Raw genomic sequence first — 22,794 nt, forward strand, 5'->3', positions numbered from 1 at the left:
TTTTAAATACTACAAGTGTAAGATTTAAAAAATAAAAGCGTTGAAAGAAAGGGGTATCTATGAAAAAAAGACGGAAAAAACAAAGCACTAAAAAATCTTACACTTGTAGGATTTTGGGGTTAATAATGGCTATAACAGTAATTGCTATTTGGGGAGGTGTTTTATTAAAAAGATCAATTACGGAATCACCAGAAGACACACTGGTGGAATATATGAATCATATTGAAAAAAAGGAATATGAAGCGATGTATGCCATGATAGATTCAGGGGAGAAAGCTTATCTGGAAAAAGAAGAATACATACAACGAAATTCTAAGATATACGAAGGAATAGAGGTCAGTGACATTAAAATCAGTCATATAGCTGTGAAAGAGAAAAAAGCAGATACAGTTACGCTTTCGTATGAAACATCATGTAATACAATTGCCGGAACAATACAATTTGACAATATGGCGGAACTGAAGAAGACGAAACAGGGATATAAATTAGTATGGCAGGATAGCCTGATTTTTCCAGATTTAGAGAGTGATGATAAAATAAGTGTTACTACATCAAAAGCGGAGAGAGGAGAAATATTAGACCGAGATGGTAAAATGCTTGCAGGAAAAGGAGTAGCAACATCAGTTGGCATTATACCGGGAAAGCTGGAAGACAGGAATGTATCTATTGAAAAAATAGCGGAGTTATTAGAGATAGATGTAGAAACAATAAATAACAAACTCACAGCAAAGTGGGTAAAAGAAGATTCTTTTGTACCAATTGAAACTATTCCGAAAGTAGAAGAAATAGATTTAATGAAAATACAGCCAGAAGAAAAGACACTTGAGGAGCAGGATTGTCAGAATAAACTTTTGGAAATTCCAGGGGTTATGCTATCAGATGTGGAAGTTAGAACCTATGAGTTAGGGGAAGCAGCAGCTCATTTAATTGGTTATGTACAGTCTGTAACAGCAGAAGATTTGGAAAATCATCCAGGGGAAGGATATTCAGCTGAAAGTGTAATCGGAAGATCTGGGTTGGAAAAGTTATACGAAAAGCAATTAAAAGGAAAAGATGGTTGTGATATAAAGATTTTGGATAGTGATGGGGAAGTAAAAGAGGTTCTTGCAAGTATTTTTAAAGAAGATGGTATGGATATAAGATTAACGATAGATTCCGACTTGCAAAAATCATTATACGAGCAGTTTAAAGAAGATCCGGGGTGTTCTGTCGCAATGAATCCTTATACGGGAGAAGTATTGGCTTTGGTAAGTACCCCATCTTATGATAATAATGAATTTATACGGGGCTTATCATCAGAGAAATGGACATCATTAAACGAAGATGAAAAGAAGCCATTATATAATCGTTTTCGTCAAGTATGGTGTCCTGGCTCAACATTCAAACCAGTTGTGGCAGGAATTGGGTTGAAAACGGAAAGCATAGATCCAAAAGAAGATTTTGGAAATGAAGGTTTGGCATGGCAGAAAGATTCGTCTTGGGGATCTTATCAAGTGACAACACTTCATGAATATGAACCGGTTATTATGAAAAATGCAATTATCTATTCTGATAATATTTATTTTGCAAAGGCAGCTCTTAAAATTGGTAGTGAGAATTTTATGAATACTTTAAATGAAATAGGATTTAATCAGAATATGCCGTTTGAGATTGCGATGCAGGAATCAACATATTCCAATACAGATAAAATAGAAACAGAAATACAATTGGCAGATAGTGGTTATGGGCAAGGTCAGATTCTTGTAAATCCATTACATCTGGCAAGTATTTATACTTCATTTTTAAATGAAGGGAATATGATAAAACCGTATTTGAAATACAAAGAAGAAGCATCCGGTGAAACATGGATAGAAAATGCGTTTAGCAAAGAAAATGTAGAAGAAATTATGCAAGGGGTGGAAGGTGTTGTAAATGATCCGGAAGGAACCGGATATGCTGCACATCGTGACGATATTTTGCTGGCTGGAAAAACAGGGACAGCCGAGTTGAAGGCAACGAAAGAAGATACTTCTGGCAAAGAAATCGGGTGGTTTTCGGTGTTTACGGCAGATAAAAGCGTGGACAAACCAATTCTTCTTATCAGTATGGTTGAGAATGTGAAAGGAATCGGTGGAAGTGGTTATGTTGTTAAAAAAGATGCAACAGTATTGGATGAGTATTTTGAAGAATAAAATATTTTTATGGGAAATTATTACATATGTAAGATATTTGCGATGATATTGATAGTTCTTATTGTTTTTACAGGGTGCGGACAAAATCGAATTACGGAAAAAGAAGAAAAGAAAGAAACCGTGGAATCTGAAATGAATGCAGAAGTAAAAAAAACAGCGCAAACTTTTCGGTCTGTTTATATGAAGGAGAAGTCGGAGTTAAATACATTAAAGGTGAAAAGAAAAATTATCAATTGTCTGGAAGAAAAAGGATATGCGGCAGTAGATTGTGATAATCAGATTGATATGGTCAATCGTGAAAAAGTAGAAGATTTTTGCAAAACAGCGGAGAAAGAAGAACAGGCAGCAGTAGATATTGTACAACCGAACAGAGATTCGCTACAATATTAATATTTCTGGTGATAAGGAGGTGGGAAGATGAGACAATGTATGGATGCAGATAATCTGCACCGAAGACTGAAGAAAATAATCGGACAGGTTCAGGCAATCAGATGTACTGGTATCACTGGCATTAATTGCATCAGTCTGTATTGGTGAAAATTTTGCAGCAGGCGAGGTCTTTCTGGTTCAATATTCCATTAAAGCGGCTTAAGAAGGTTATGGTTGTAATGGCAGCCGCCAGGATATCACTGACTGGTTCTGCAAGGAAAACTGCAAATACCTTATCAGATAAAAAGAGCGGCAGGATAAAGATCAGAGGGATCAGCAGGATCAGTTTTCGCAGGCATGCAAGAAGCAGACTGATTTTTGCCTGTCCGAGTGCCATAAAACTCTGCTGGCAGCTTATACTCCCGGAAAGCAGGAGACAGCAAGAGAAGATTTCAATAACAGCAGAAATTATGTATAATTATGTTGTAGGTACAAAAATAGTGTGACAGCGAGGTAGAGAAAATGGAAGAGCAGATAAAAAAGATTTATGAAAAGCAGAAAAATGGACGCATCAGGATGATACGGAATGTGCTGTTGATTTATGTAGCATTGATCTGTGTGGTGAGTATTTTCAAAGGAAATCCGTTCCCGCATCAGGAGACAGTACTCTTTTTCGATGTGAAGCAGCCGGGCTGGGTCACGACAGATCCCTGGCTACTGTGGATTTGCGTGGTGGTTGATCTGATTGCAGGTATATTCATTTTAATCAGGGACATTCTCAGAGATTTTTCAAAAATTGACCGGATTCTGTCACAGCAATGTGATGCAGAAAAATATTCAGAAATGCTGGAAGAGTTGATAAAGTACGGAAAGAGCTTGGATTATCATGGATTTCAAAAAAGTGTCATGCTGATAGCTGAGTCTAAATATGTAGTTGCACTGATCATAAATGGGCAGTTGCAGAAGGCAGAAGAGTATATAAAGAATGAATGGGAAGGAAAAAGAGAGGGACGTTCCTGGCAGCAGGTCATGACGAATCTCGAACTGGCGAAGAAATATCAGGAGAAAGATGCGGCAGGTTATTCGGCTACATTAGAAAAAGCAGGGAAAGTATTTCAGAAGAATCCACTGTTTATGGCAAAAAATTTGATGCTGAAAGGTGAAGATGAGGCAGCAGTAAGATTACTGGAAAATGATACGGAAAAGCTGCCTTATTATGAGGTTACACGCAGATTCCTGCTGGGAGTATGTTACTACCGAATCGGAAAAGAAGAGCAGGGAAAAGAATGTATGGAATATGTAATTGGGCATGGAAATACGTTGAAGTGCAAAGAAGAAGCGGAAAAATATGTAACAGTGTAAGTAAGGATGTTCTTTAAAATAACAGGGTAACAAAAATGGAGAAGATATAGAGGATGGTAATAAAATAGGATATATCGCACATAAAGATGGTGAATCTGGAGTATACAATTCCTGAAAATAGATTTGACTTTTAAATATTACAAGCGTAAGATTTAAGGGACAAAAAAATTAGAAGAAAGGAATCGGTGGAAGTGGTTATGTTGTTAAAAAAGATGCAACAGTATTGGATGAGTATTTTGAAGAATAAAAAAATTTTTATGGGGAATTATTACATGTGTAAGATATTTGCGATGATATTGATAGTTCTTATTGTTTTTACAGGGTGCGGACAAAATCGAATTACGGAAAAAGAAGAAAAGAAAGAAACCGTGGAATCTGAAATGAATGCAGAAGTAAAAAAAACAGCGCAAACTTTTCGGTCTGTTTATATGAAGGAGAAGTCGGAGTTAAATACATTAAAGGTGAAAAGAAAAATTATCAATTGTCTGGAAGAAAAAGGATATGCGGCAGTAGATTGTGATAATCAGATTGATATGGTCAATCGTGAAAAAGTAGAAGATTTTTGCAAAGCAGCAGAGAAAGAAGAACAGGCAGCAGTAGATATTGTTGTTGTATTTGATGAAGGGGAAATTATACAATATCATTTAGAGTCAATGAATGGAAAGATAAATGTTCGATTATGTCAGGTTAAATGGAAGGATAATAGTCCACAGGCTAATTATTATGATGAATATGAAGCATATGAGTGGAAATATACAGAAAAAGGATACTTGTTTCTGGAGGAATATCACCCACCGGGATTTGATGGAGCACCGGGTGAAACTGGATTCAGAGTGCAGCCATTAGATAAAACATGCCGGGAATTGAATCGAAAATATGTTATGCCGTTGGGGTATGCACTTAATAATCTGTTGATTACAAATTGGGATAACCAGAATTATACGGAACTTGATTTTTATGATCTTTATGAAAAAATGTATTATATGAAATATGGAAAGCAAGTTCCATATGAAGCAAATTATGGTGGAGCAGAATATGAAGTTCCAAAAGATGAGTTTGAAGAGGTTATAAAGACCTATTTACCATTTAGTAATAGCGAGATTGAAAAAGGAACTTTTTATAACTCTGATAATAGAACTTTTAGATACAGACCGCGAGGGTTATATGATTGTGAATTCCCATATGAGCCATATCCGGAAGTTATATCATATGAAAAATTACAAGATGGAACATTAAAACTTACGATAGAAGCAGTATGGGAAATCAGAATGTTAGATCAGGCAATCACCAGTGAATTGATGATAAAACCTATGGAAGACGGAAGTTTCCAGTATTTATCAAATAAGGTAATCAGTTCAGATCAAAATGCAAATGCAGGGTGGTATATGCCAAGGTTAACAGAAGAAGAGTGGGAAGAGAATTACAGTAATAATTAGGGGGCAATATGAAAAGAAAAAGTATTTTGTTAGTACTTTGTATAGGAATGATTCTGACTTCCTGTGAAAGTAAGATATCGTTAAACAGCACAGATGTAAAAAATGAGAAGAATCAGAAAAACACTACCATGGAAAATCCGGATAAGGGATATAATCTACCAATCGATGAAGACAAGAAAAAGGAAGTTGTGAACGATTGTGAAGAAATTATGGGCATTGTCCGAGACATTTATTCTGAATATAATGGAATACAAGAAGCAGATCAGAACACTGCTGAGCAAATGATGAATCGGATGAAAGAAATTATCAAACAAAATGGGAATCCGGTTATTGGTTCCGATCATTATTCTGTTATGGATAATTATCAGAAGATGGAACAATTTTTAAAATCTGCAGAACAAGAAGAAAAAGGAAGTGTAATTTTATATGAAGCAGATACAGATGGTGGAATTACCAGAAAAGAATATAGTTATGATGGAAAAGAAATGAGTGTGATGTCCGCAAAAATGATCTGGAGTGAGGATACAGAGCCTGTACTTACATACATATCGCTATCAAAAATAAAAGAATGGGCATATACTGAAAATGGGAATTTCTGTTATGAATTATGCGTACCTGAACCACCGGAAGTGACAGAGATTGTAGATGGAAGTTGTATTATCCGGGTAAAGCCTTTGAGTGAGGAGTGTCGGGAATATTTAAAAAAATATGTGAGTACGTTCGGCTATCAAGGAAACAATCTGTTATGTTCAAACTGGAATGCGGAGGATATGCAGGGGTTGGATTATAATGGACTTTATGAATATTTTTATCAAATGAAATATGGAGAAAAATTTACTGCAGAAAAAGAGGTTGTGGGAATTCCAGCAGAAGAGTTCGAAAATGTAATTATGACATATCTTCCTGTTACAAAAGAAGAATTGAAAGAATGGGCGGTCTACGATGAACAAAGTAATAGGTTTATCTGGGAACGATTGGGATATGGTAATTATTCACCAACACATTTTGGCTTGTCTTTACCGGAAGTAACAGAAGTCAGGCACAATGAAGATGGAACCATTGTTTTGACAATTCATGCAGTATGTGATTCTGTTGTATGTAATGATGTTGTTATTACACACGAACTTACGATGAAAATTCAGGATGATGGAACGATTCAGTATGTTGGAAACAGGATTTTAGATAATGGTATTGATAATATACCGAGGTATCAGTACCGGTTAGGTAATTTGCAGAATTGATCAGTAGAGAAGAAATAAATAAAGAGAACTGATAACGGGAAATTATGCTATCAGTTCTCTTTATTTATTTACGCGAGCAACGAGCCAAAGTCCGTGCTTGCACGAGACCTTGGCGACTGCCGCGATAACTTGAGAAACTCGCAGAGCGTGTTTCTCATAGTTTCCAAATACCAAGATTAGAAAGTACAGATTTTGTTATTTCGGTAGCCTGACTTCCAGTTGCACCAGAAGAGGATTGAATATTTGTTGCGAAGTAGTAAGTATTATTCGATGTTTCAATGTATCCGATAAACCAGCCATTGACATCCTTACCATTGACACGCCCGGTTCCTGTTTTCCCGTAAAGAGAACCGGAAGAAGTAGTGGAAAGCAGCAGAGCTTTTTTTACTGCCTGGATATTTTTACTGTCAAAATGAAAATTATTTTGATAGAAATCCTGTAACAATTCCACCTGTTCTATGGGTGATATCTTCAGAGAGAAATCTGTCCAATAGAGATTTAGATTTGTTCCAGTATTCTGATTCCCATAGTTTATTGTCTGTAAAAATGTTCTTACGGCTTCAAAACCTGCCTGTGAATCAATTGCCTGAAAATACCAGTTTACGGAATTATGTATAGCCGAGGTTAAATCTTGATCGGCTTCCCATGAATTAAAAGGATATGGTTCTCCATTCCATGTGAAAGTGGAATGTTCTGGTGTAATAATTCCAGATTCCAAGCCAAGTAATGCATCATATATTTTATAAGTCGAATTCGGTGATACACGTGTGGAAGCATGCTCCATATTATAAATATTCCATTTATCAGCAGACTGATCATATAAAACAAAACTTCCAGTGTAGTCCCCAAAATTGGAAGAAAGATTTAGCTGAGTAATATTCTTTTCGGTTGTGTCAAAATGATACCCAGTCTGATCAGAAGCATAAGCAGAAAGTATGGGAATGCATCCAATGATGATAGTAGAGACGAATATGCATATAAGATATCCACGAATTTTTTGTTTAAAAGTAGGTTGGTGGAATGATGCAATATTTAAAATGCGTCCTTTTAACTGTTTTATATTTCCACTAATTCCCATAGTAAGAGGGAATGGAGACAGAGCTATTGTTTCGGCAAAGTTAATCAGTGTATTTCCATATGACTTGTATTCTGTTTCTTTCAATAATTGTAATACAGCACTGTCGCAGGCAAGTTCCCGTTCCTGTCGTATTCTTTTTAGAAAATACCAGATTAGGGGATTGAACCAGTAGAAAACATTTACTGTATTTATCAAATATCCAATTAGAATATCTTTATGCTTGTAGTGCTGCAGTTCATGAAGAAGCATATAGCGAATATCAGTTGCGCTTATAGTTCCAGCGTTAAAATCTGAAATCAAGTGAATTGGAAGATAAATGCGAGGATGCAGGAAACCAGCCAAAACAGGAGATTTCAAAAATGCTGTACTATAAATCGGAATGGTATGCTTGCTGTTCACTTCGTTTAAACATTCTATATAAAGAGCGTTTAGTTCTTCATTTTGAAGAGGTAAAGCAGAACTATGTAAGGCTTTTACTTGTTTTACTGAGCGGTAGAGAAGAAAAAACATTATGAATATACCGATACTCCAGAAAAATACAAGTAATGTGTGAATAAAAGTTGGTATTTGGGTGCTGACAGAGACAGCAAAATCATTTATTTTATCCAAATTATAACCATTACCAGAAAGAAAAGTGGTTTGAATGTCACCATTGGTACTTGAACTGGCTGTCAGCAAATGTCTCCACGATATAGAAGATGGGGCAGAGTTTATCGGTAAAAAGGGAACAATTAGAACGGCAAGAAATATAATCGAAAGATTATATTGCATACATGCGGATAATTGCCTTTGCAATAAATTTTTTAATCCCAGTAAACTACCTAAAAAAATACAAATGATGGCATTACAGAGTAAAAATCGAAAACTAAAATATATCAAAATATGCTCCTCCCATGGTTAATGATTGGAAAGAAGATTCCGTAAGCTGGCAATGTCTTCTTCAGACAATTTATCATCCTCAATGTAAGAGGCAAGCATAGAAGTGATATTATCATTATAATATCGCTTTAAAAAAGAATTACTTTCCTGCCGAATATATTCGTCTTCCTTGACCAATGGAGTATAGACAAAAACCCGGCTTTGTTTTTCATAGGTTAGTGCTTTTTTAGAAACGAGACGTTTAATCAATGTCTGAATTGTTTTAGGACTCCAACTGGAAATTTGTGTTAATTTTTCAGTAATTTCATTGGTGCTGATTGGTGCGTATTTCCAAACGATTTTCATAACTTCAAATTCAGCTTCTGAAATTTGAGGCAAATTGCTCATGTGACATCCCTCCAAATCTTACGTTTGTAATAAAAATATTATATATTGAAAACGTCTGATCTGTCAATGGAATGAAAAAAGCTTGGTTTTATTGATAGACGAGGAAGGTAGTGGATTCCTTTACTGGACTTGGTTAAAGTAATCAGGTAAAATAATATTTAACAGAATGCGGAGTGTGAATATCCGCCTGATTAAAAATACCTAGGACGAAGGAGATAAAATTATGTATGAAATTATGAGTGCAGATGAAGCGATTCGTCTGATCCGGGACGGTGACTGTATCTGTGTCAATTCATTTGTAGGAATAGAGAATCCGACGGAACTTCATGAGGCAATCTACCGAAGATATCAGAAGATGCAGTCACCGACGCATCTGACAATTGTATCGAGTGCAGGGTTTGGTGTCTGGGATGAGGAACATAATGCAGAAAGATATATCAAAGAAGGTGCAGTGGACAAGCTGATCTGTGGTCATTTTGGAGCAATGCTTAGCACGAAAAAATTGGTGCTGGAGGATCGGTTTGAAGCATATAATCTGCCGCTTGGATGTATTTCCCACGCAATCCGTGCACAGGCAGGGGGGCTTCCCGGAGCTCTTTCCAAAGTTGGTCTGGATATTTTTGTAGATCCAAGACGAGAAGGACCTGGAATTAACAGAATTTCTATTGATGACTCACTGGTAAAACATGTTGAAGTGGATGGGGATGAATTTCTGTATTATAAACTTCCAAAGATTACTATTGCGTTGATCAAAGGAACTGCGGCAGACAGAAAAGGCAATATTACATTTGATGATATGTTCATGTCAGGAGATGCGCTTTCTATTTGTCAGGCAGTAAAGGCAAACAGGGGAAAAGTAATTGTACAGGTAGACAGATTGGTTGATACACCATCCCGGCCACGTAATGCCATTATTCCGGGCTGTTTGGTAGATGCAATCGTTGTGACAGAGCCGGAGAAGAGAAACGAAGCATATACTGCACTTACCGGAAGTTTTGAGATTCCTTATAAGGAGTGGCATACATGGAGCGAAAAGATAGAGAATGTGTCTACGAAGCCACAGAAAAACAGTGTAACCGGAAATATTATCGGCAAAAGAGCGGCGCAGGAACTCAGGGTAGATGATATTGTTAATATCGGAATCGGAATTCCGGAGATGGTATCAAGATATGCACGAAAGTGTGGTATGCTTGATATGGTAACCTTAACAGTAGAATCGGGCGGCATTGGAGGATTTCCGGTATCAGGAGAGGCTTTTGGAGCAATGATTGGCGCAGCATCTGTCTATGATATGGCAAATCAGTTTGATCTGTATGATAATGGCGGACTTGATATCTGTTTTATGGGTGCGCTGGAAGTGGATAGATATGGAAACATCAATGCACATAGAGGTCCCGGAGCTTTTGCAGGAATTGGCGGATTTGCGAATATTACGGCAAAAACACCAACGGTTGTATTCTGCATGACATTTGATGCCAAGGGATTGGATGTTACGCAGGAAAAAGGTGTGGTAACGATTCGGAAAGAAGGAGAGATACCAAAATTTGTAGAGAAGGTCAATAGTGTAAGCTTTTCTGCAAAACGTGCGATTGAAAACGGACAAAAGGTATTATATGTAACAGAACGTTGTGTATTCAGGCTGACACCAAAAGGCTTAAAACTGATCGAAGTCTACCCAGGAGTAGATATGCAGAAAGATATTCTGGACAGGCTGCCGTTTGAGGTGGAGATTTAAATTGGGATTTATTTATTAACGGGGAAGCGGCCTCTCAGTCCTTGAAGGAAACAATAGATAAGGCTTCTTGTTCAGGTTCCATACCATAAGAAACACTAAGAGAGTCAGAATCACCTAAAAGCAAAGGAACTACGCTCAAACTCGGCGTTCGCCTCAAACACATTCGCTTCGTTCCTTTAACGGTGCTTCTGACTCTCTAATTGTTTCTAACGGCATTCCACATTCACAATAATCCTTATCTATTGTTTCCTTCAAGTCGTGACTGGCAGCGAATGTTAATAAATAAAATGTCCGAAAGTGTAACCCGGTGGAGGCCACTACGGTTACGCATTTGCCATTTCATTCTTAAGGCATTTGATACACACGGAATAAAACTTGGAAAGGCGTTCTAGTGAATGTGAAAGAGGCGTTGGTAATTCTTAAGGGGCAAAATTCTGCGTTAGGTTTTCAAAATTTGACTGTTTGAGGCGTATGCCGAGTTTCAAATTTTGAAAGCCTGATTTTAGCAGAATTTTGCCCCTTTAGAATTGACCCGCCGATGGAACCTGAACAGGAACACCTTTCCAAGCTTTATTCCGGTTCGGGTATCCACAGCCTTTCTGAATTAAATCCCAATTTAATTAAATCCCAAGAATTACAGAATATCAATATATTCTCCGGCCAAAGCTTTATTCATACTTCTGACTGCACAGAATTTTCCGCACATACTGCAGGTATCACTATGATCATCTTCCGGGCTTCGGCTGTCACGGATGGCTTTGGCTGTTTCAGGGTCTAATGCACAGGCATACTGTGCGTCCCAGTCAAGTTTCTGACGTGCTTCAGCCATTTTATCATCAATATCACGTGCTCCGGGAACACCTTTGGCGATGTCAGCAGCATGGGCAGCAATCTTGGAAGCAATGATCCCCTGTTTTACGTCATCTACATTAGGAAGCGCCAGATGTTCTGCAGGTGTTACATAACATAAGAATGCAGCACCATTCATAGCAGCAACTGCACCACCGATAGCGGATGTGATGTGATCGTAACCTGGAGCAATATCCGTAACAAGAGGGCCAAGTACATAGAACGGAGCACCCATGCAGATACTCTGCTGTACTTTCATGTTGGCAGCAACCTGATCAAGCGGTACATGTCCCGGTCCTTCTACCATTACCTGTACATTGTGGTCCCATGCACGTTTTGTAAGTTCTCCAAGACGCACCAGTTCTTCAATCTGGCATACATCGGTAGCATCGGCCAGACATCCAGGGCGGCATGCATCACCAAGGGAGATAGTAACATCATATTCTTCGCAGATATCAAGAATCTCATCATAGTGTTCGTAGAAAGGATTTTCTTCTCCGGTCATACACATCCATGCAAATACAAGACTTCCGCCACGGCTTACAATATTCATTTTACGTTTGTGTTTTTTTATCTGTTCAATCGTTTTACGTGTAATTCCGCAGTGAAGTGTGACAAAGTCCACACCATCTTCTGCGTGAAGACGGACAACGTCGATGAAGTCCTGCGCAGTCAGAGTTGCAAGATCTCTTTGATAGTGGATGACACTGTCGTATACAGGAACAGTACCGATCATAGCAGGACATTCATGTGTCAGTTTCTGGCGGAATGGCTGTGTGTTACCGTGGCTCGATAAATCCATGATGGCTTCAGCACCAAGATTTACAGCGCTCATAACTTTTTCCATTTCAATATTGTAATCCTTACAGTCGCGGGATACACCAAGGTTTACATTGATCTTGGTACGGAGCATGCTTCCGACACCTTCCGGATCAAGACTGGTGTGATTCTTGTTGGCACAGATTGCAACCTTGCCTTCTGCAACAAGTTTCATAAGTGCTTCTGTTGTCATGTTTTCTTTTTTTGCTACAATTTCAATTTCAGGAGTGACAATTCCTTTTCTTGCAGCATCCATCTGTGTTGTGTAATTTCTCATGTGTTTGCCTCCGTTAAAAAATTAAATATAAGGTTATAATGCGTCAGCAAAAACACACAGATTTCGATGCAGGAAAACATTTCTCTACACAGATCTGAGGTTCATAAAAGAACTATGAAATTACTGACGCCTATATCAGATGGGAAAATCTGATACTTGTGTATGCGGTACAAGGTGGTGTCCCCAATGTACCGTTTCTAAACAACTCTTAACGAGTCGTTTTTATCATAGCCATTACGCCGCCTTTATTCAGCGCTGTAATCAGCAGAAATGCAAGAATGCTTCCTGCAATAGTAGAAATCAGAAATGGAACTACATAGACAAAGATCCCGGCAGGAGTGATTCCCATAATATATACTGCAACAGGATAAGCAGCCAGGCCGCCAAGAATTCCTGTGCCGAGTGCCTCTGCAAGACAAGTCAGGCTGAGCTTGTGGCAAATGGAGTATACAAGTCCACAGCAAAGTGCTCCAACCATACTTCCGGGAAAAGCCATCATGCTGCCAAGACCAAGCAGATTTCGTAACAGGCTGGCACAAAATGCAATTCCTACACTGTACCAGGGCCCTAACGTGACTGCTGCCAGGATATTAATAATATGCTGTACAGGTGCACATTTACTGCCTGCAACCGGAAAGCTTAAGAAACTTCCGACGATGGCAAGAGCCGTAAATACACCGGCAAGAGCCAGTCGTCTTGTCCGTGAAGAGTCTGATGATAAAGTTGTGTGTGTCATAAATAAACATTCCTTTCATAAAAAAATACCCTTCATTCATAAAGCGGATGGAGGGTACAAAAAGTAAAAAAAGAAGAGATGCGGGGGCATCTCTGTCAAATCAATACATGGTATGAATCCCTCCGTTGGCATTATCCAAATCAGGTAAAGGGTCGAAACGGAATTACGCTTCCTCTCAGCCGGTTTTCTCCAGCTCCCCTGTTAATATGAACTTTATTCACGAATTATTATAGCGCAGTCAATATCAGATAGCAAGAGAGAATGAGAAATTTTATATACATGTGATAGAAAATTATGGTAATATATAGAAAGATGTTGTAAATGAATATGTTGCTTTAAAGCACAGATGTGTGAACTGGAGGTTCAGAAGAATGAGAGAGAATAATTTAGCAAGGTTTATAAAAGCACAGGATTCTGATTATAAGACAGCTCTTGCAGAGATTAAGAGTGGACATAAGAGAAGTTGCTGGATGTGGTACATTTTTCCGCAGATTCAGGGGTTGGGGAGTAGTGGTACTGCAATGTACTACGCTATTGAAGACTATGAAGAAGCTAAAGCATATATAGAAAACGCAGTGACAAATGCACATTTAAGAGAGATTTCAGAGGTACTTTTGCAACTGGAATCAGATGATGCAACCAGAGTCATGGGATGGCCTGATGATCTGAAACTGCGTTCGTCAATGACGTTGTTTGCGCTGGCGGCAAAAGAGAATGAAGTCTTTCGGAGAGTACTGGATAAGTTCTTTGATGGAAAATTAGATGTGCAGACAGTAGATATCCTGGATATGGGATATCTGGTGATGAGAATTGATGAACCGGATTTTGGGTGTGAAGGAAGACCGGACGGGGTAGAACCAATGGCTAAAGTAACCCTTCTGAAGCTGAAAAGTGAAGAAGAGATCCAGTTAGAGATTCCGGATGCAGAACTTTACCGGAAAGAGATTGTTGAGGGGAGCGAAGTTGCAGTCAGTCCGGATGGAGTCATGATTAAGATGTAAACAGATCAGGGAGCCGTTTCAGAAGACGATAAGTAAATAAGACGGGTAATAATAAGTAATAAAGGGGAGTTTCAGGTGAAAGACAGAGACGAGAAAAAAGAGACCAAGAAGAAAAGAAAAGAAGAGAAAGAAGAACTGACCGGTATGGCGGCTGTATGGGATTATCTGAAAACATTTCTGATCATATTCTGTGTTGTATTTGCAATGAACAAACTGGTGTATATCAATGCCGTGATTCCGTCGGAATCCATGCAGGATACGATCATGAAGGGGGACCGTGTACTGGGAAACCGTCTGGCATATATAAAGGATGATCCGGAGAGATATGACATTGTAATCTTCAAATATCCAGATGATCCGTCCAAGATTTTTATCAAGCGCGTGATCGGACTGCCAGGAGAGACGGTTACCGTGAAAGACGGGAAGATTTACATTGATGGAAAAGAGCAGACACAGGCGGTAAGCTTCTGCCCGGAAGAGATGGCAGGAAGCTTCGGACCTTATGAAGTTCCGGAAGATAGTTATTTTGTAATGGGGGATAACCGGAACAATAGTCTGGATTCCAGATACTGGGATAACACGTATGTAAAGAAAGAGGCAATTCTGGCCAAAGCAGGATTCCGGTACTGGCCGCTTAATAAAGTTGGATTTGTAAATAAATCTGCAGAAAAATAGTTGCAATTGTTTTCCGCGTTTTATATAATGAATAAAGTTTTGCGAGAAAAGGCTCTGAAGCGATATCAGGGTCTTTTCTTAACGTAAACACATAGAAGGCAGCTTGAAGATGAAAGATAGCGATATACACAGATGACGGAAAAGGAGGAAAACAGGATGGAAAAAGATATGACGGCCGGCACTCCCGGGAAGATCATTTTCAATTTTACAATGCCGATCTTTATCGGTAATATTTTTCAGCAGTTTTACAACATGGCAGATACGGTGATCGTCGGGAAATTTGTCGGTAATGCGGCACTGGCGGCGGTAGGAGCATGTGGAACACTGGTATTTCTGATCATTGGCTTCCTGCAGGGAGTTACGGCGGGATTTACGGTTGTTACAGCACAGCACTTCGGAGCCGGAAACATGAAGGCGATGAAGAAGTCTGTGGCATCCGGTGCGGTACTTACAGGGATCGTAACCGTTATTCTTACATTGCTGAGCATGATCAGTATGGCGAAGGTGCTGCATTTGATGAATACACCGTCAGACATGTATGGAGAAGCTTACGGATATATTATGGTCATTTGCGGCGGGATTGTGGCACAGGCACTTTACAATTATCTTGCAAGTGTATTAAGGGCACTGGGCGATAGTAAGCGTCCGCTTTATTTTCTTGTGATTGCAGCACTTTTGAATATTGTGCTGGATCTGGTGTTTATCATTGTATTTAGAATGGGAGCGGCAGGGGCAGCCTATGCGACAGTGATCGCACAGGGAATTTCGGGAATCCTGTGTCTGCTATATATTGCAAAGAAGGTTCCCGCACTGTATCTTCATAGAGAAGACTGGGAAATAGATAAGAATCTGGCCGGATGGCAGCTGAAGATCGGACTTCCGATGGCATTCCAGTATTCCATCACGGCGATAGGAACGATTGTTGTACAGTCTTGCCTGAATATCCTCGGTTCTACAGCTGCAGCCGGATTTGCGGCAGCAAGCAAGATCGAGCAGGTGTTTACGCAGGCCTACGTTGCGCTTGGTACAACGATGGCGACTTACTGTGCACAGAATATGGGGGCAGGGAAATATACGAGAATCCGTAAAGGATTTAAGAGTGCAACATTGATTGGATTTATTTATGCGGTTGTGACAGGTGTGATTATTTTCTTTGTCGGAAAATATATGACGATATTCTTTGTATCAGAGAATGTAAATCAGATCATGGAATATGTGGATATTTATTTGAGGTGTGTAAGCGTGTCATTCCTGCCTCTTGTTATTGTTAATTTGTATAGAAACGGAATTCAGGGAATGGGATATGGACTGCTTCCGATGACAGCGGGGATTGCAGAACTTGTCGGACGGAGCGGTGCATCGCTGATTGCATCACATTTTGGCAGCTATATGGGAATCTGTCTGGCATCTCCGGCGGCATGGGTGCTGGCGGGAACACTTCTTCTTATTATGTACTTTGAGATCATGAAAGGAAAGAAAGACAGAAATTTGAAAAATAGATAGAAAACTGAAAAGCAACTTGTTATAATAAAATGTACGAATAAACATAGAAACATTGATGGGTGAAACAGCATGAATCAAAGAGTAATAAAAAAAGTCCGCTGTAATATCTGTTCAGCGGGATGTCCGATCGATGCTTATGTAGAAGAAGGAACGCTTGTGTCGGTAGAAGGCAGCCGGGATCTTCCGGGGCAGAGTGGAGGATTATGTTCTAAAGGAGCTGCTTCCAGGCAGTATGTTTATAACAAAGACAGGATTCTGTATCCGATGAAACGGATTGGAAAAAAAGGAAGCGGGGAATTTGAACGCATATCCTGGGATGAAGCGTATCGGATGATTGCAGAGAATCTTCTCAGGATCAAAAAAGAATATGGTCCGCAGGCGGCAGCATTTTATGCGGGATATCCGAAATGGTACAGACCGGCACTTCTGCGGCTTGCCAATGCTTACGGGTCTCCGAATTACTGTACGGAATCCAGTACCTGTTTTCAGTCGGCGGCAATGGCATGGAGATCTATTTATGGAAATGACATCTGCTTTCCGGATCTGAAGCATGCACAGACGGTTCTCGTATGGAGTAACAATCTGTATCATTCCAATGTGGGAATGGCAAGACCTTATCAGTCGTTAAAAGCACGTGGGGCGAAGATCATAGCCGTAGATCCAAGAGAGACCGTAACGACACAGGCAGCGGATATCCACTTGAAACTTCTGCCGGGAACGGACGGAGCACTTGCGCTGTCTATGGCACGGGTGATCATAGAAGAAGGGCTGTATGATAAAGAATTTGTAGAAAAATATGTATATGGTTTTGAAGAGTACAAAGCGTATGTGAATCAATTTCCACCGGAAAAAGCAGAGAAAATCACCGGTGTAGATAAAGAACTGATCCGTGAGGCTGCCAGAATGTATGCGTCTAACGGTCCGGCTGGCATAATGTTTTCAGCGTCTCCAGTTGTACATAATATTAATGGAATGCAGAATTACCGGGCAGTGATGTGTCTGATCGCACTTACCGGCAACTATGATATCCCGGGTGGCAATCCGTCAAGACCGGGTCCGGTGTCTCCTTGCAATGAATATGGAAAAGTAAAACGGCTGGATACGATAGAAGCCATCGGTGAGAAAGATTTTCCGGCATGGTTTGATCTCCCGTGTGAGGAAGCGCAGTGTACAAGAATTGCAGATTATATTCTGAAGGAAGAACCATATCCGTTGAAAGCTGTGGTGGGATTCGGCCTGAACCACAGAATGTGGCCGGAGCCGGAGCATTTTCAGAAAGCATTAAAAGCGCTGGACTTTTATGTGAATGTAGATCTGTTTTTCTCGGATTCAAGCAAGATGGCAGACCTGGTTCTTCCGGCAGCGTCTGCCTTTGAACGAGATGTTGTGCTGAATGGACGGGGAGGAATGTTCTTCCTGTCAGAAAAAGCAATCGAACCGATCGGAGAGGCGAAGAATGATATTGAGATCATGATCGGCATGCTTCGTGCCATGCAGTTACATGATGAAGCATTGGAACATGGCTATGAGAAATATATGGAATATATTCTGGAGCCATCCGGTGTCACACTGGAGGAATTGCGGGCGCATCCGGAAGGGGTAAAAGGACGTGTGATCATTCCGCCGGCATTTAAGAAATATGAAAAAGAAGGCTTTCATACACCATCCGGTAAGGTGGAATTTGTATCACAGATACTCGAACGTTACAAAGACAGCCACGGATATTCCGGACTTCCGGAATACAGAGATTTCCGTGAGGTGTCAGGCATGGACAGGGAAGCATATCCACTGATTCTGAATACCGGTTCCAGAAAACCACAGCTTTTCCATGCAAGAACATACCGGGTACCGTGGCTTGCAGGACTTGAAAAGGCAACACTGGTAGAAATCCATCCGGAAGATGCGAAAAAGTATGGCATTGCAGATGGTGACATGGTGAGGGTATCTTCCCCGGTGGGAAGTATCTGCGGAATTGCGGCGGTTTACCTGAACAGCCAGCCGGGAATTGTACACGTCTATCATGGCAATGCAAAGGGTGAGGCAAATGATCTGATAGACAGAAATTATCTGGATCCAATTTCAGGATTCCCGGGATATAAAAGTTATTTCTGTAAAATCGAGAAAGAAAAAGGCGAGGTGAAGGCATGAGTTACCGATTAAAATTTGATCCGGATAAATGTGTCGGCTGTTATGCCTGTCATATAGCCTGTCTGGATGCACACCATGATGTGGAAGATGTAGATGCAAAGAGCCATCGGACGGTCAAAAAGGTAGTGAAAAATCAGTTTGAAAAGAATATCTGTCCGGGCTGTGATCACTGCGGTATCTGTATCAAAGCCTGTCCGGTGCAGGCAATTTACAAAGATCCGAAGACTGGATTTGTACTGACATACAAAGAAAAATGTATTGGATGTCATGCCTGCGAAAAGGTCTGCCCGAAAGACGTGATCCATTTTGACAAGGACGGAAAAATGGAAAAGTGTGACGGGTGTATTGAAAGAATCAGGGAAGGGCGGGAACCTGCCTGCGTCAGAGTCTGTTTTCCCGGTGCGATCACACTGGAATAAAGACGAATAGATAAAAAGGTGAGACTGATAAAAGTAAGAATAGATGAAACTGGATAAAGCTAAGTAAAGAGAGATAAGGATAAAGGCGTATGTTAAAAATCAAGGAATATGTGAAGGCAGAAAGTCTGGAACAGGCATATGAACTGAACCAGAAGAGGACGAACTGCATTCTGGGCGGCATGTTGTGGCTTAAGATGTCGAACCGGAATGTACAGAAAGCGATTGATCTGTCCGGACTTGGTCTGAATCAGATCGAAGAGACAGAAGAAGAATTCCGGATCGGATGTATGACGACACTCCGTGAACTGGAATGTCATGAAAGATTGAACCAGTGGTGTGAAGGCGCAGTAAAAGATGCGGTCAGTGATATTGTCGGCGTACAGTTCCGGAACCTTGCAACGATTGGTGGAAGTATATTCGGACGCTATGGATTTTCGGATGTACTGACGGTGTTTCTTGCAATGGACAGTTACGTAGAACTGTATAAAGGAGGGATTGTTCCATTACAGGAATTTGCGCAGATGAAAAGAGACAATGACATTTTAGTCAGAGTCATTGTAAAAAAGGATCAGAGAAATATGATCTATCTGGCACATAGAAATTCCAAGACAGATTTTCCGGTATTGACATGTGCGGTTTCAGTAAATGCTGAAAATGGATGCGTATGTATCGGTGCAAGACCGCAGAAGGCGGTCCGACTGGAACTGACAGAAGCAGTCAGAGAAAAAGTATGGAGCGGTGTCTGTACTGAAGAAGAGATGAAGAAAGAGGCAGAATGCATTGCTTCACAGGTGAAGACGGACAGTAATATGCGCGCCGGCAAAGAATACAGAAGCCGTCTGGCATATGTTCTGATCCGCAGGACATTGGAAGCACTGAATACAAAAGGAGGAGATCAGTAGGATATGAAAGTAAAGATTCTTTTAAATGGGACAATGAGAGAAGCGGAAATATCCAGCGATCAGCTTCTGATCGATTTTGTCAGAGATCATGGATGCTATAGTGTAAAACGTGGATGTGAGACGTCGAACTGCGGTCTGTGTACAGTGTTTGTAGATGATAAACCGGTATTATCCTGTTCGATGCTGACAGCCAGAGTCGACGGATGCAAGGTAGATACGTTAGAAGGACTTCAGGAAGAAGCAAAAGAATTCGGTGCATTTGTTGCAGATCAGGGTGCAGAACAGTGCGGTTTCTGCAATCCGGGAATGATCATGAATGCAATTGCCATGTTCCGCGAGAATCCGGAGCCGACAAGAGAAGAGATCAAGGCATATCTTGCAGGAAATCTTTGCAGATGTTCCGGATATGAAGGACAGCTTCGTGCAATGGAAGCATTTATCGAATACAGAAAGAAAGGAGAAAGATCATGAAAGCAGTCGGACAACCGATAAGAAAAAAAGACGCAATGGCACTGGTGACAGGAAAACCGGTATTCATGGATGATCTTGCTCCAAAGGACTGCCTGATCGTAAAGGTACTCCGAAGCCCGCATGCCAATGCGATCGTAAAATCAGTAAAGAAAGATGTGGCAAAAAGAGTGCCGGGGATTGAAGACGTTTACACATGGGAAGATGTGCCGCAGGAAAGATTTACAACAGCAGGACAGACCTACCCGGAGTTCAGCCCATATGACCGGCTGATCCTGGACCGGCATGTCAGATATGTGGGAGATCCGGTGGCAATCGTTGCAGGTGAGAATGAGGCATGTGTGGATAAAGCGTTAAAGATGCTGAAGGTGGAATACGAAGTGCTTCCGGCAGTTCTGGATTTTCATATGGCAAAAGATGGTGATGTTCTGGTACATCCGGAAGATAACTGGAAAGCACTCTGCAAGGTAGGCGCCGATAATAAGAGAAATCTCTGTGCAAGCGATTCTACGGAAGATGGAGATGTGGATGCAGTGCTGGCAGATTGTGATGAGGTCGTAGAAGGAACTTATCACGTCAGGGCTGCGCAGCAGGCTATGATGGAGACATTCCGTACCACTTGCTTTATGGATGCTTATGGAAGACTGAATATTTTAAGTTCCACGCAGATCGTATATCATGTAAGACGAATCATTTCCAATGCACTTGGAATTCCGAAATCCAGGATCCGTGTCAGTAAGCCAAGGATCGGAGGAGGATTTGGTGCAAAACAGTCGGTTGTGGCTGAATTATTCCCAGCATTTGTTACATGGAAGACCGGGAAAGCATCGAAGATGATCTTTACGAGAGAAGAATCACAGATTGCATCGTCTCCAAGACATGAGATGGAAGTTCATGTACGTCTTGGTGCATCCAGAGAAGGAAAAATCCGTGCGATTGATGTGTATACACTGTCAAATACAGGGGCATATGGAGATCACGGCCCGACAACAGTCGGATTATCAGGACACAAATCCATTCCTTTATATAGTTCTGCAGAAGCACACCGTTTTGCATACGATGTTGTCTATACAAATCACATGGCAGCAGGAGCGTACCGCGGATATGGAGCAACACAGGGAATCTTTGCGGTGGAATCTGCGGTAAATGAGATGGCGCAGAGACTTCATATGGATCCTGTGGAGATTCGTCTTAAGAACATGGTAAGAGAAGGCGACGTTATGCCGGCATATTACGGTGAGACGGCGAAGAGCTGTGCACTTGACCGTTGCCTTGAACGGACTGCGGAGCTGATCGGATGGAAAGATAAATATCCATACAAAGATATGGGAAACGGCAAAGTCAGAAGTGTGGGAATCGCAATGGCTATGCAGGGTTCCGGAATCTCCGGTGTCGATGTAGGATCTGCAACCATTAAGATGAATGATGATGGATTCTATACTCTGATGATCGCAGCGGCAGATATGGGTACCGGATGTGATACGATCCTTGCACAGATGGCGGCAGAATGCCTGGATTGTCCGGTGGAAAATATAGAAGTCCTCGGAGCAGATACGGATTCGTCTCCATACGATTCAGGATCTTATGCGTCAAGTACGACATATGTAACCGGAAAAGCGGTAGAAAAAGCCTGCCAGAAACTGATCGCCAGAATTCTTGAGATTGCATCCGGTATGCTGGATGCACCGGTGGAAGAACTGGAATTTGCAAGCGATCGTGTAGAATGGCCAAAAGCACGGAAGTCTGTATCACTGATAGATATTGGTACGAAATCAATGTGTGGAAATGGCTGTGCACTGGAAGCGACAGAAAGTAACAGTTCACCGACATCACCGCCGCCATTCATGGCAGGAGCTGTGGAGATTGAACTGGACAAAGAGACCGGTCATGTGGAGATATTGGATTATAAAGCGGTTGTGGACTGCGGAACAGTAGTGAATCCAAATCTTGCAAGAGTACAGACCGAAGGTGGTCTGGTACAGGGAATTGGCATGACGCTTTATGAGAACATCCAGTACAATGACAAAGGAACCATGTTGAATAATTCTTTCATGCAGTACAAGATCCCGTCCAGAAGAGATATGGGAAACATCCAGGTGGAATTTGAAAGCAGTTTTGAGCCGACGGGACCGTTCGGAGCAAAATCCATTGGAGAAATCGTAATTAATACTCCTGCACCGGCACTTGCACATGCAATTGCCAATGCGACAGGAATCTGGTTTAAGGAACTTCCGATTACCAGTGAGCAGATCGCAATGGGAGTTTTTGAGAAGGAAGATATAAAATAGATCATATATTAAAAAATATATGTATAAATGACTTGCAATCAGAACGAAAAG

The 22,794-nt window shown here is 40.8% G+C and carries 18 protein-coding genes, 2 pseudogenes and 1 riboswitch; of the genes and pseudogenes, 15 read left to right on the forward strand and 5 right to left on the reverse strand.

From position 1 onward, the window contains the following. Positions 1-59 precede the first annotated feature (59 nt). From OCV72_RS00630 to OCV72_RS16715, 3 genes and pseudogenes are all read left to right on the forward strand, one after another. Complete coding sequence (locus OCV72_RS00630; protein ID WP_055281107.1) at positions 60-2,171, forward strand: penicillin-binding transpeptidase domain-containing protein; 2,112 nt, start codon at positions 60-62, stop codon at positions 2,169-2,171. Positions 2,172-2,213: 42 nt separating this feature from the next. Then, positions 2,214-2,561: a DUF6070 family protein gene (locus OCV72_RS00635; RefSeq protein ID WP_196019828.1), complete on the forward strand. Its 348-nt coding sequence runs from the start codon at positions 2,214-2,216 to the stop codon at positions 2,559-2,561. A 27-nt stretch (positions 2,562-2,588) separates the two neighbouring features. Beyond that, positions 2,589-2,660 (forward strand): annotated as a pseudogene (locus OCV72_RS16715) (metal-sensing transcriptional repressor); the annotation flags it as partial. 31 nt (positions 2,661-2,691) lie between these two features. Here OCV72_RS16715 and OCV72_RS00645 read toward each other — a convergent pair. Beyond that, positions 2,692-2,958 (reverse strand): annotated as a pseudogene (locus OCV72_RS00645) (hypothetical protein); the annotation flags it as partial. A gap of 104 nt (positions 2,959-3,062) precedes the next feature. Between OCV72_RS00645 and OCV72_RS00650 the strand changes: the two are divergent. The 3 genes from OCV72_RS00650 to OCV72_RS00660 all read left to right on the forward strand — a co-directional run bounded on the left by OCV72_RS00650 (position 3,063) and on the right by OCV72_RS00660 (position 6,579). Next, positions 3,063-3,902, forward strand: a complete 840-nt coding sequence (locus OCV72_RS00650) for a hypothetical protein (protein WP_055281111.1) — start codon at positions 3,063-3,065, stop codon at positions 3,900-3,902. Positions 3,903-4,174: 272 nt separating this feature from the next. Next, positions 4,175-5,338 (forward strand): DUF6070 family protein, encoded by a 1,164-nt coding sequence (locus OCV72_RS00655; protein ID WP_070099608.1) that lies wholly within the window; start codon positions 4,175-4,177, stop codon positions 5,336-5,338. 8 nt (positions 5,339-5,346) lie between these two features. After that, positions 5,347-6,579, forward strand: a complete 1,233-nt coding sequence (locus OCV72_RS00660) for a DUF6070 family protein (RefSeq protein WP_006428648.1) — start codon at positions 5,347-5,349, stop codon at positions 6,577-6,579. A gap of 154 nt (positions 6,580-6,733) precedes the next feature. Here the strand turns inward: OCV72_RS00660 and OCV72_RS00665 are convergent, their stop codons facing one another. Continuing rightward, on the reverse strand, positions 6,734-8,536 hold the full coding sequence (locus OCV72_RS00665) for a BlaR1 family beta-lactam sensor/signal transducer (protein WP_081020960.1): 1,803 nt from the start codon (positions 8,534-8,536) through the stop codon (positions 6,734-6,736). Between the two features lie 18 nt (positions 8,537-8,554). Continuing rightward, positions 8,555-8,923, reverse strand: a complete 369-nt coding sequence (locus tag OCV72_RS00670; protein ID WP_006428645.1) for a BlaI/MecI/CopY family transcriptional regulator — start codon at positions 8,921-8,923, stop codon at positions 8,555-8,557. A gap of 223 nt (positions 8,924-9,146) precedes the next feature. On the opposite strand from OCV72_RS00670, the gene OCV72_RS00675 reads away from it, so the two are divergent. Further along, positions 9,147-10,658: a CoA-transferase gene (locus tag OCV72_RS00675; protein ID WP_055281113.1), complete on the forward strand. Its 1,512-nt coding sequence runs from the start codon at positions 9,147-9,149 to the stop codon at positions 10,656-10,658. A 634-nt stretch (positions 10,659-11,292) separates the two neighbouring features. Here the strand turns inward: OCV72_RS00675 and thiC are convergent. Then, positions 11,293-12,603 (reverse strand): phosphomethylpyrimidine synthase ThiC, encoded by a 1,311-nt coding sequence (gene thiC, locus OCV72_RS00680; RefSeq protein WP_022415567.1) that lies wholly within the window; start codon positions 12,601-12,603, stop codon positions 11,293-11,295. A gap of 208 nt (positions 12,604-12,811) precedes the next feature. Next, a complete protein-coding gene (gene thiW / locus OCV72_RS00685; RefSeq protein ID WP_055281115.1) occupies positions 12,812-13,339 on the reverse strand; it encodes an energy coupling factor transporter S component ThiW in 528 nt (175 codons plus the stop codon). A 100-nt stretch (positions 13,340-13,439) separates the two neighbouring features. Further along, a riboswitch (TPP riboswitch) is annotated at positions 13,440-13,549 on the reverse strand. A 161-nt stretch (positions 13,550-13,710) separates the two neighbouring features. Here thiW and OCV72_RS00690 point away from each other — a divergent pair. From OCV72_RS00690 to OCV72_RS00725, 8 genes are all read left to right on the forward strand, one after another. Continuing rightward, positions 13,711-14,340, forward strand: a complete 630-nt coding sequence (locus OCV72_RS00690; protein ID WP_070099604.1) for a DUF1810 domain-containing protein — start codon at positions 13,711-13,713, stop codon at positions 14,338-14,340. 144 nt (positions 14,341-14,484) lie between these two features. After that, positions 14,485-15,015 carry a signal peptidase I gene (lepB, locus tag OCV72_RS00695; RefSeq protein WP_055281276.1) on the forward strand — a complete coding sequence of 177 codons (531 nt, stop codon included), beginning with the start codon at positions 14,485-14,487 and terminating at the stop codon, positions 15,013-15,015. Positions 15,016-15,171: 156 nt separating this feature from the next. After that, entirely contained in the window at positions 15,172-16,518 is a 1,347-nt protein-coding gene (locus tag OCV72_RS00700; RefSeq protein WP_055215549.1) for an MATE family efflux transporter, read from the forward strand. 69 nt (positions 16,519-16,587) lie between these two features. Next, positions 16,588-18,666, forward strand: coding sequence for a molybdopterin-containing oxidoreductase family protein (locus tag OCV72_RS00705; RefSeq protein ID WP_055281118.1), 2,079 nt, complete (start codon positions 16,588-16,590; stop codon positions 18,664-18,666). Beyond that, entirely contained in the window at positions 18,663-19,085 is a 423-nt protein-coding gene (locus tag OCV72_RS00710; protein WP_055281120.1) for a 4Fe-4S dicluster domain-containing protein, read from the forward strand. Before OCV72_RS00705 ends, OCV72_RS00710 begins: the two co-directional genes overlap by 4 nt. A gap of 89 nt (positions 19,086-19,174) precedes the next feature. Next, on the forward strand, positions 19,175-19,987 hold the full coding sequence (locus tag OCV72_RS00715) for an FAD binding domain-containing protein (RefSeq protein ID WP_022415574.1): 813 nt from the start codon (positions 19,175-19,177) through the stop codon (positions 19,985-19,987). A gap of 3 nt (positions 19,988-19,990) precedes the next feature. Next, positions 19,991-20,458: a (2Fe-2S)-binding protein gene (locus tag OCV72_RS00720; protein WP_006426855.1), complete on the forward strand. Its 468-nt coding sequence runs from the start codon at positions 19,991-19,993 to the stop codon at positions 20,456-20,458. Beyond that, the gene (locus OCV72_RS00725) at positions 20,455-22,743 is read left to right on the forward strand and encodes a xanthine dehydrogenase family protein molybdopterin-binding subunit (RefSeq protein WP_055281122.1); all 2,289 of its coding nucleotides are present in this window, start codon (positions 20,455-20,457) and stop codon (positions 22,741-22,743) included. The genes OCV72_RS00720 and OCV72_RS00725 overlap by 4 nt, the downstream gene beginning before the upstream one ends. Positions 22,744-22,794 lie beyond the last annotated feature (51 nt).

Origin of the sequence: Dorea amylophila (genome assembly GCF_025567265.1) — a bacterium.
In the GTDB taxonomy this organism is placed as follows: Bacteria; Bacillota; Clostridia; order Lachnospirales; family Lachnospiraceae; genus Dorea_A; species Dorea_A amylophila.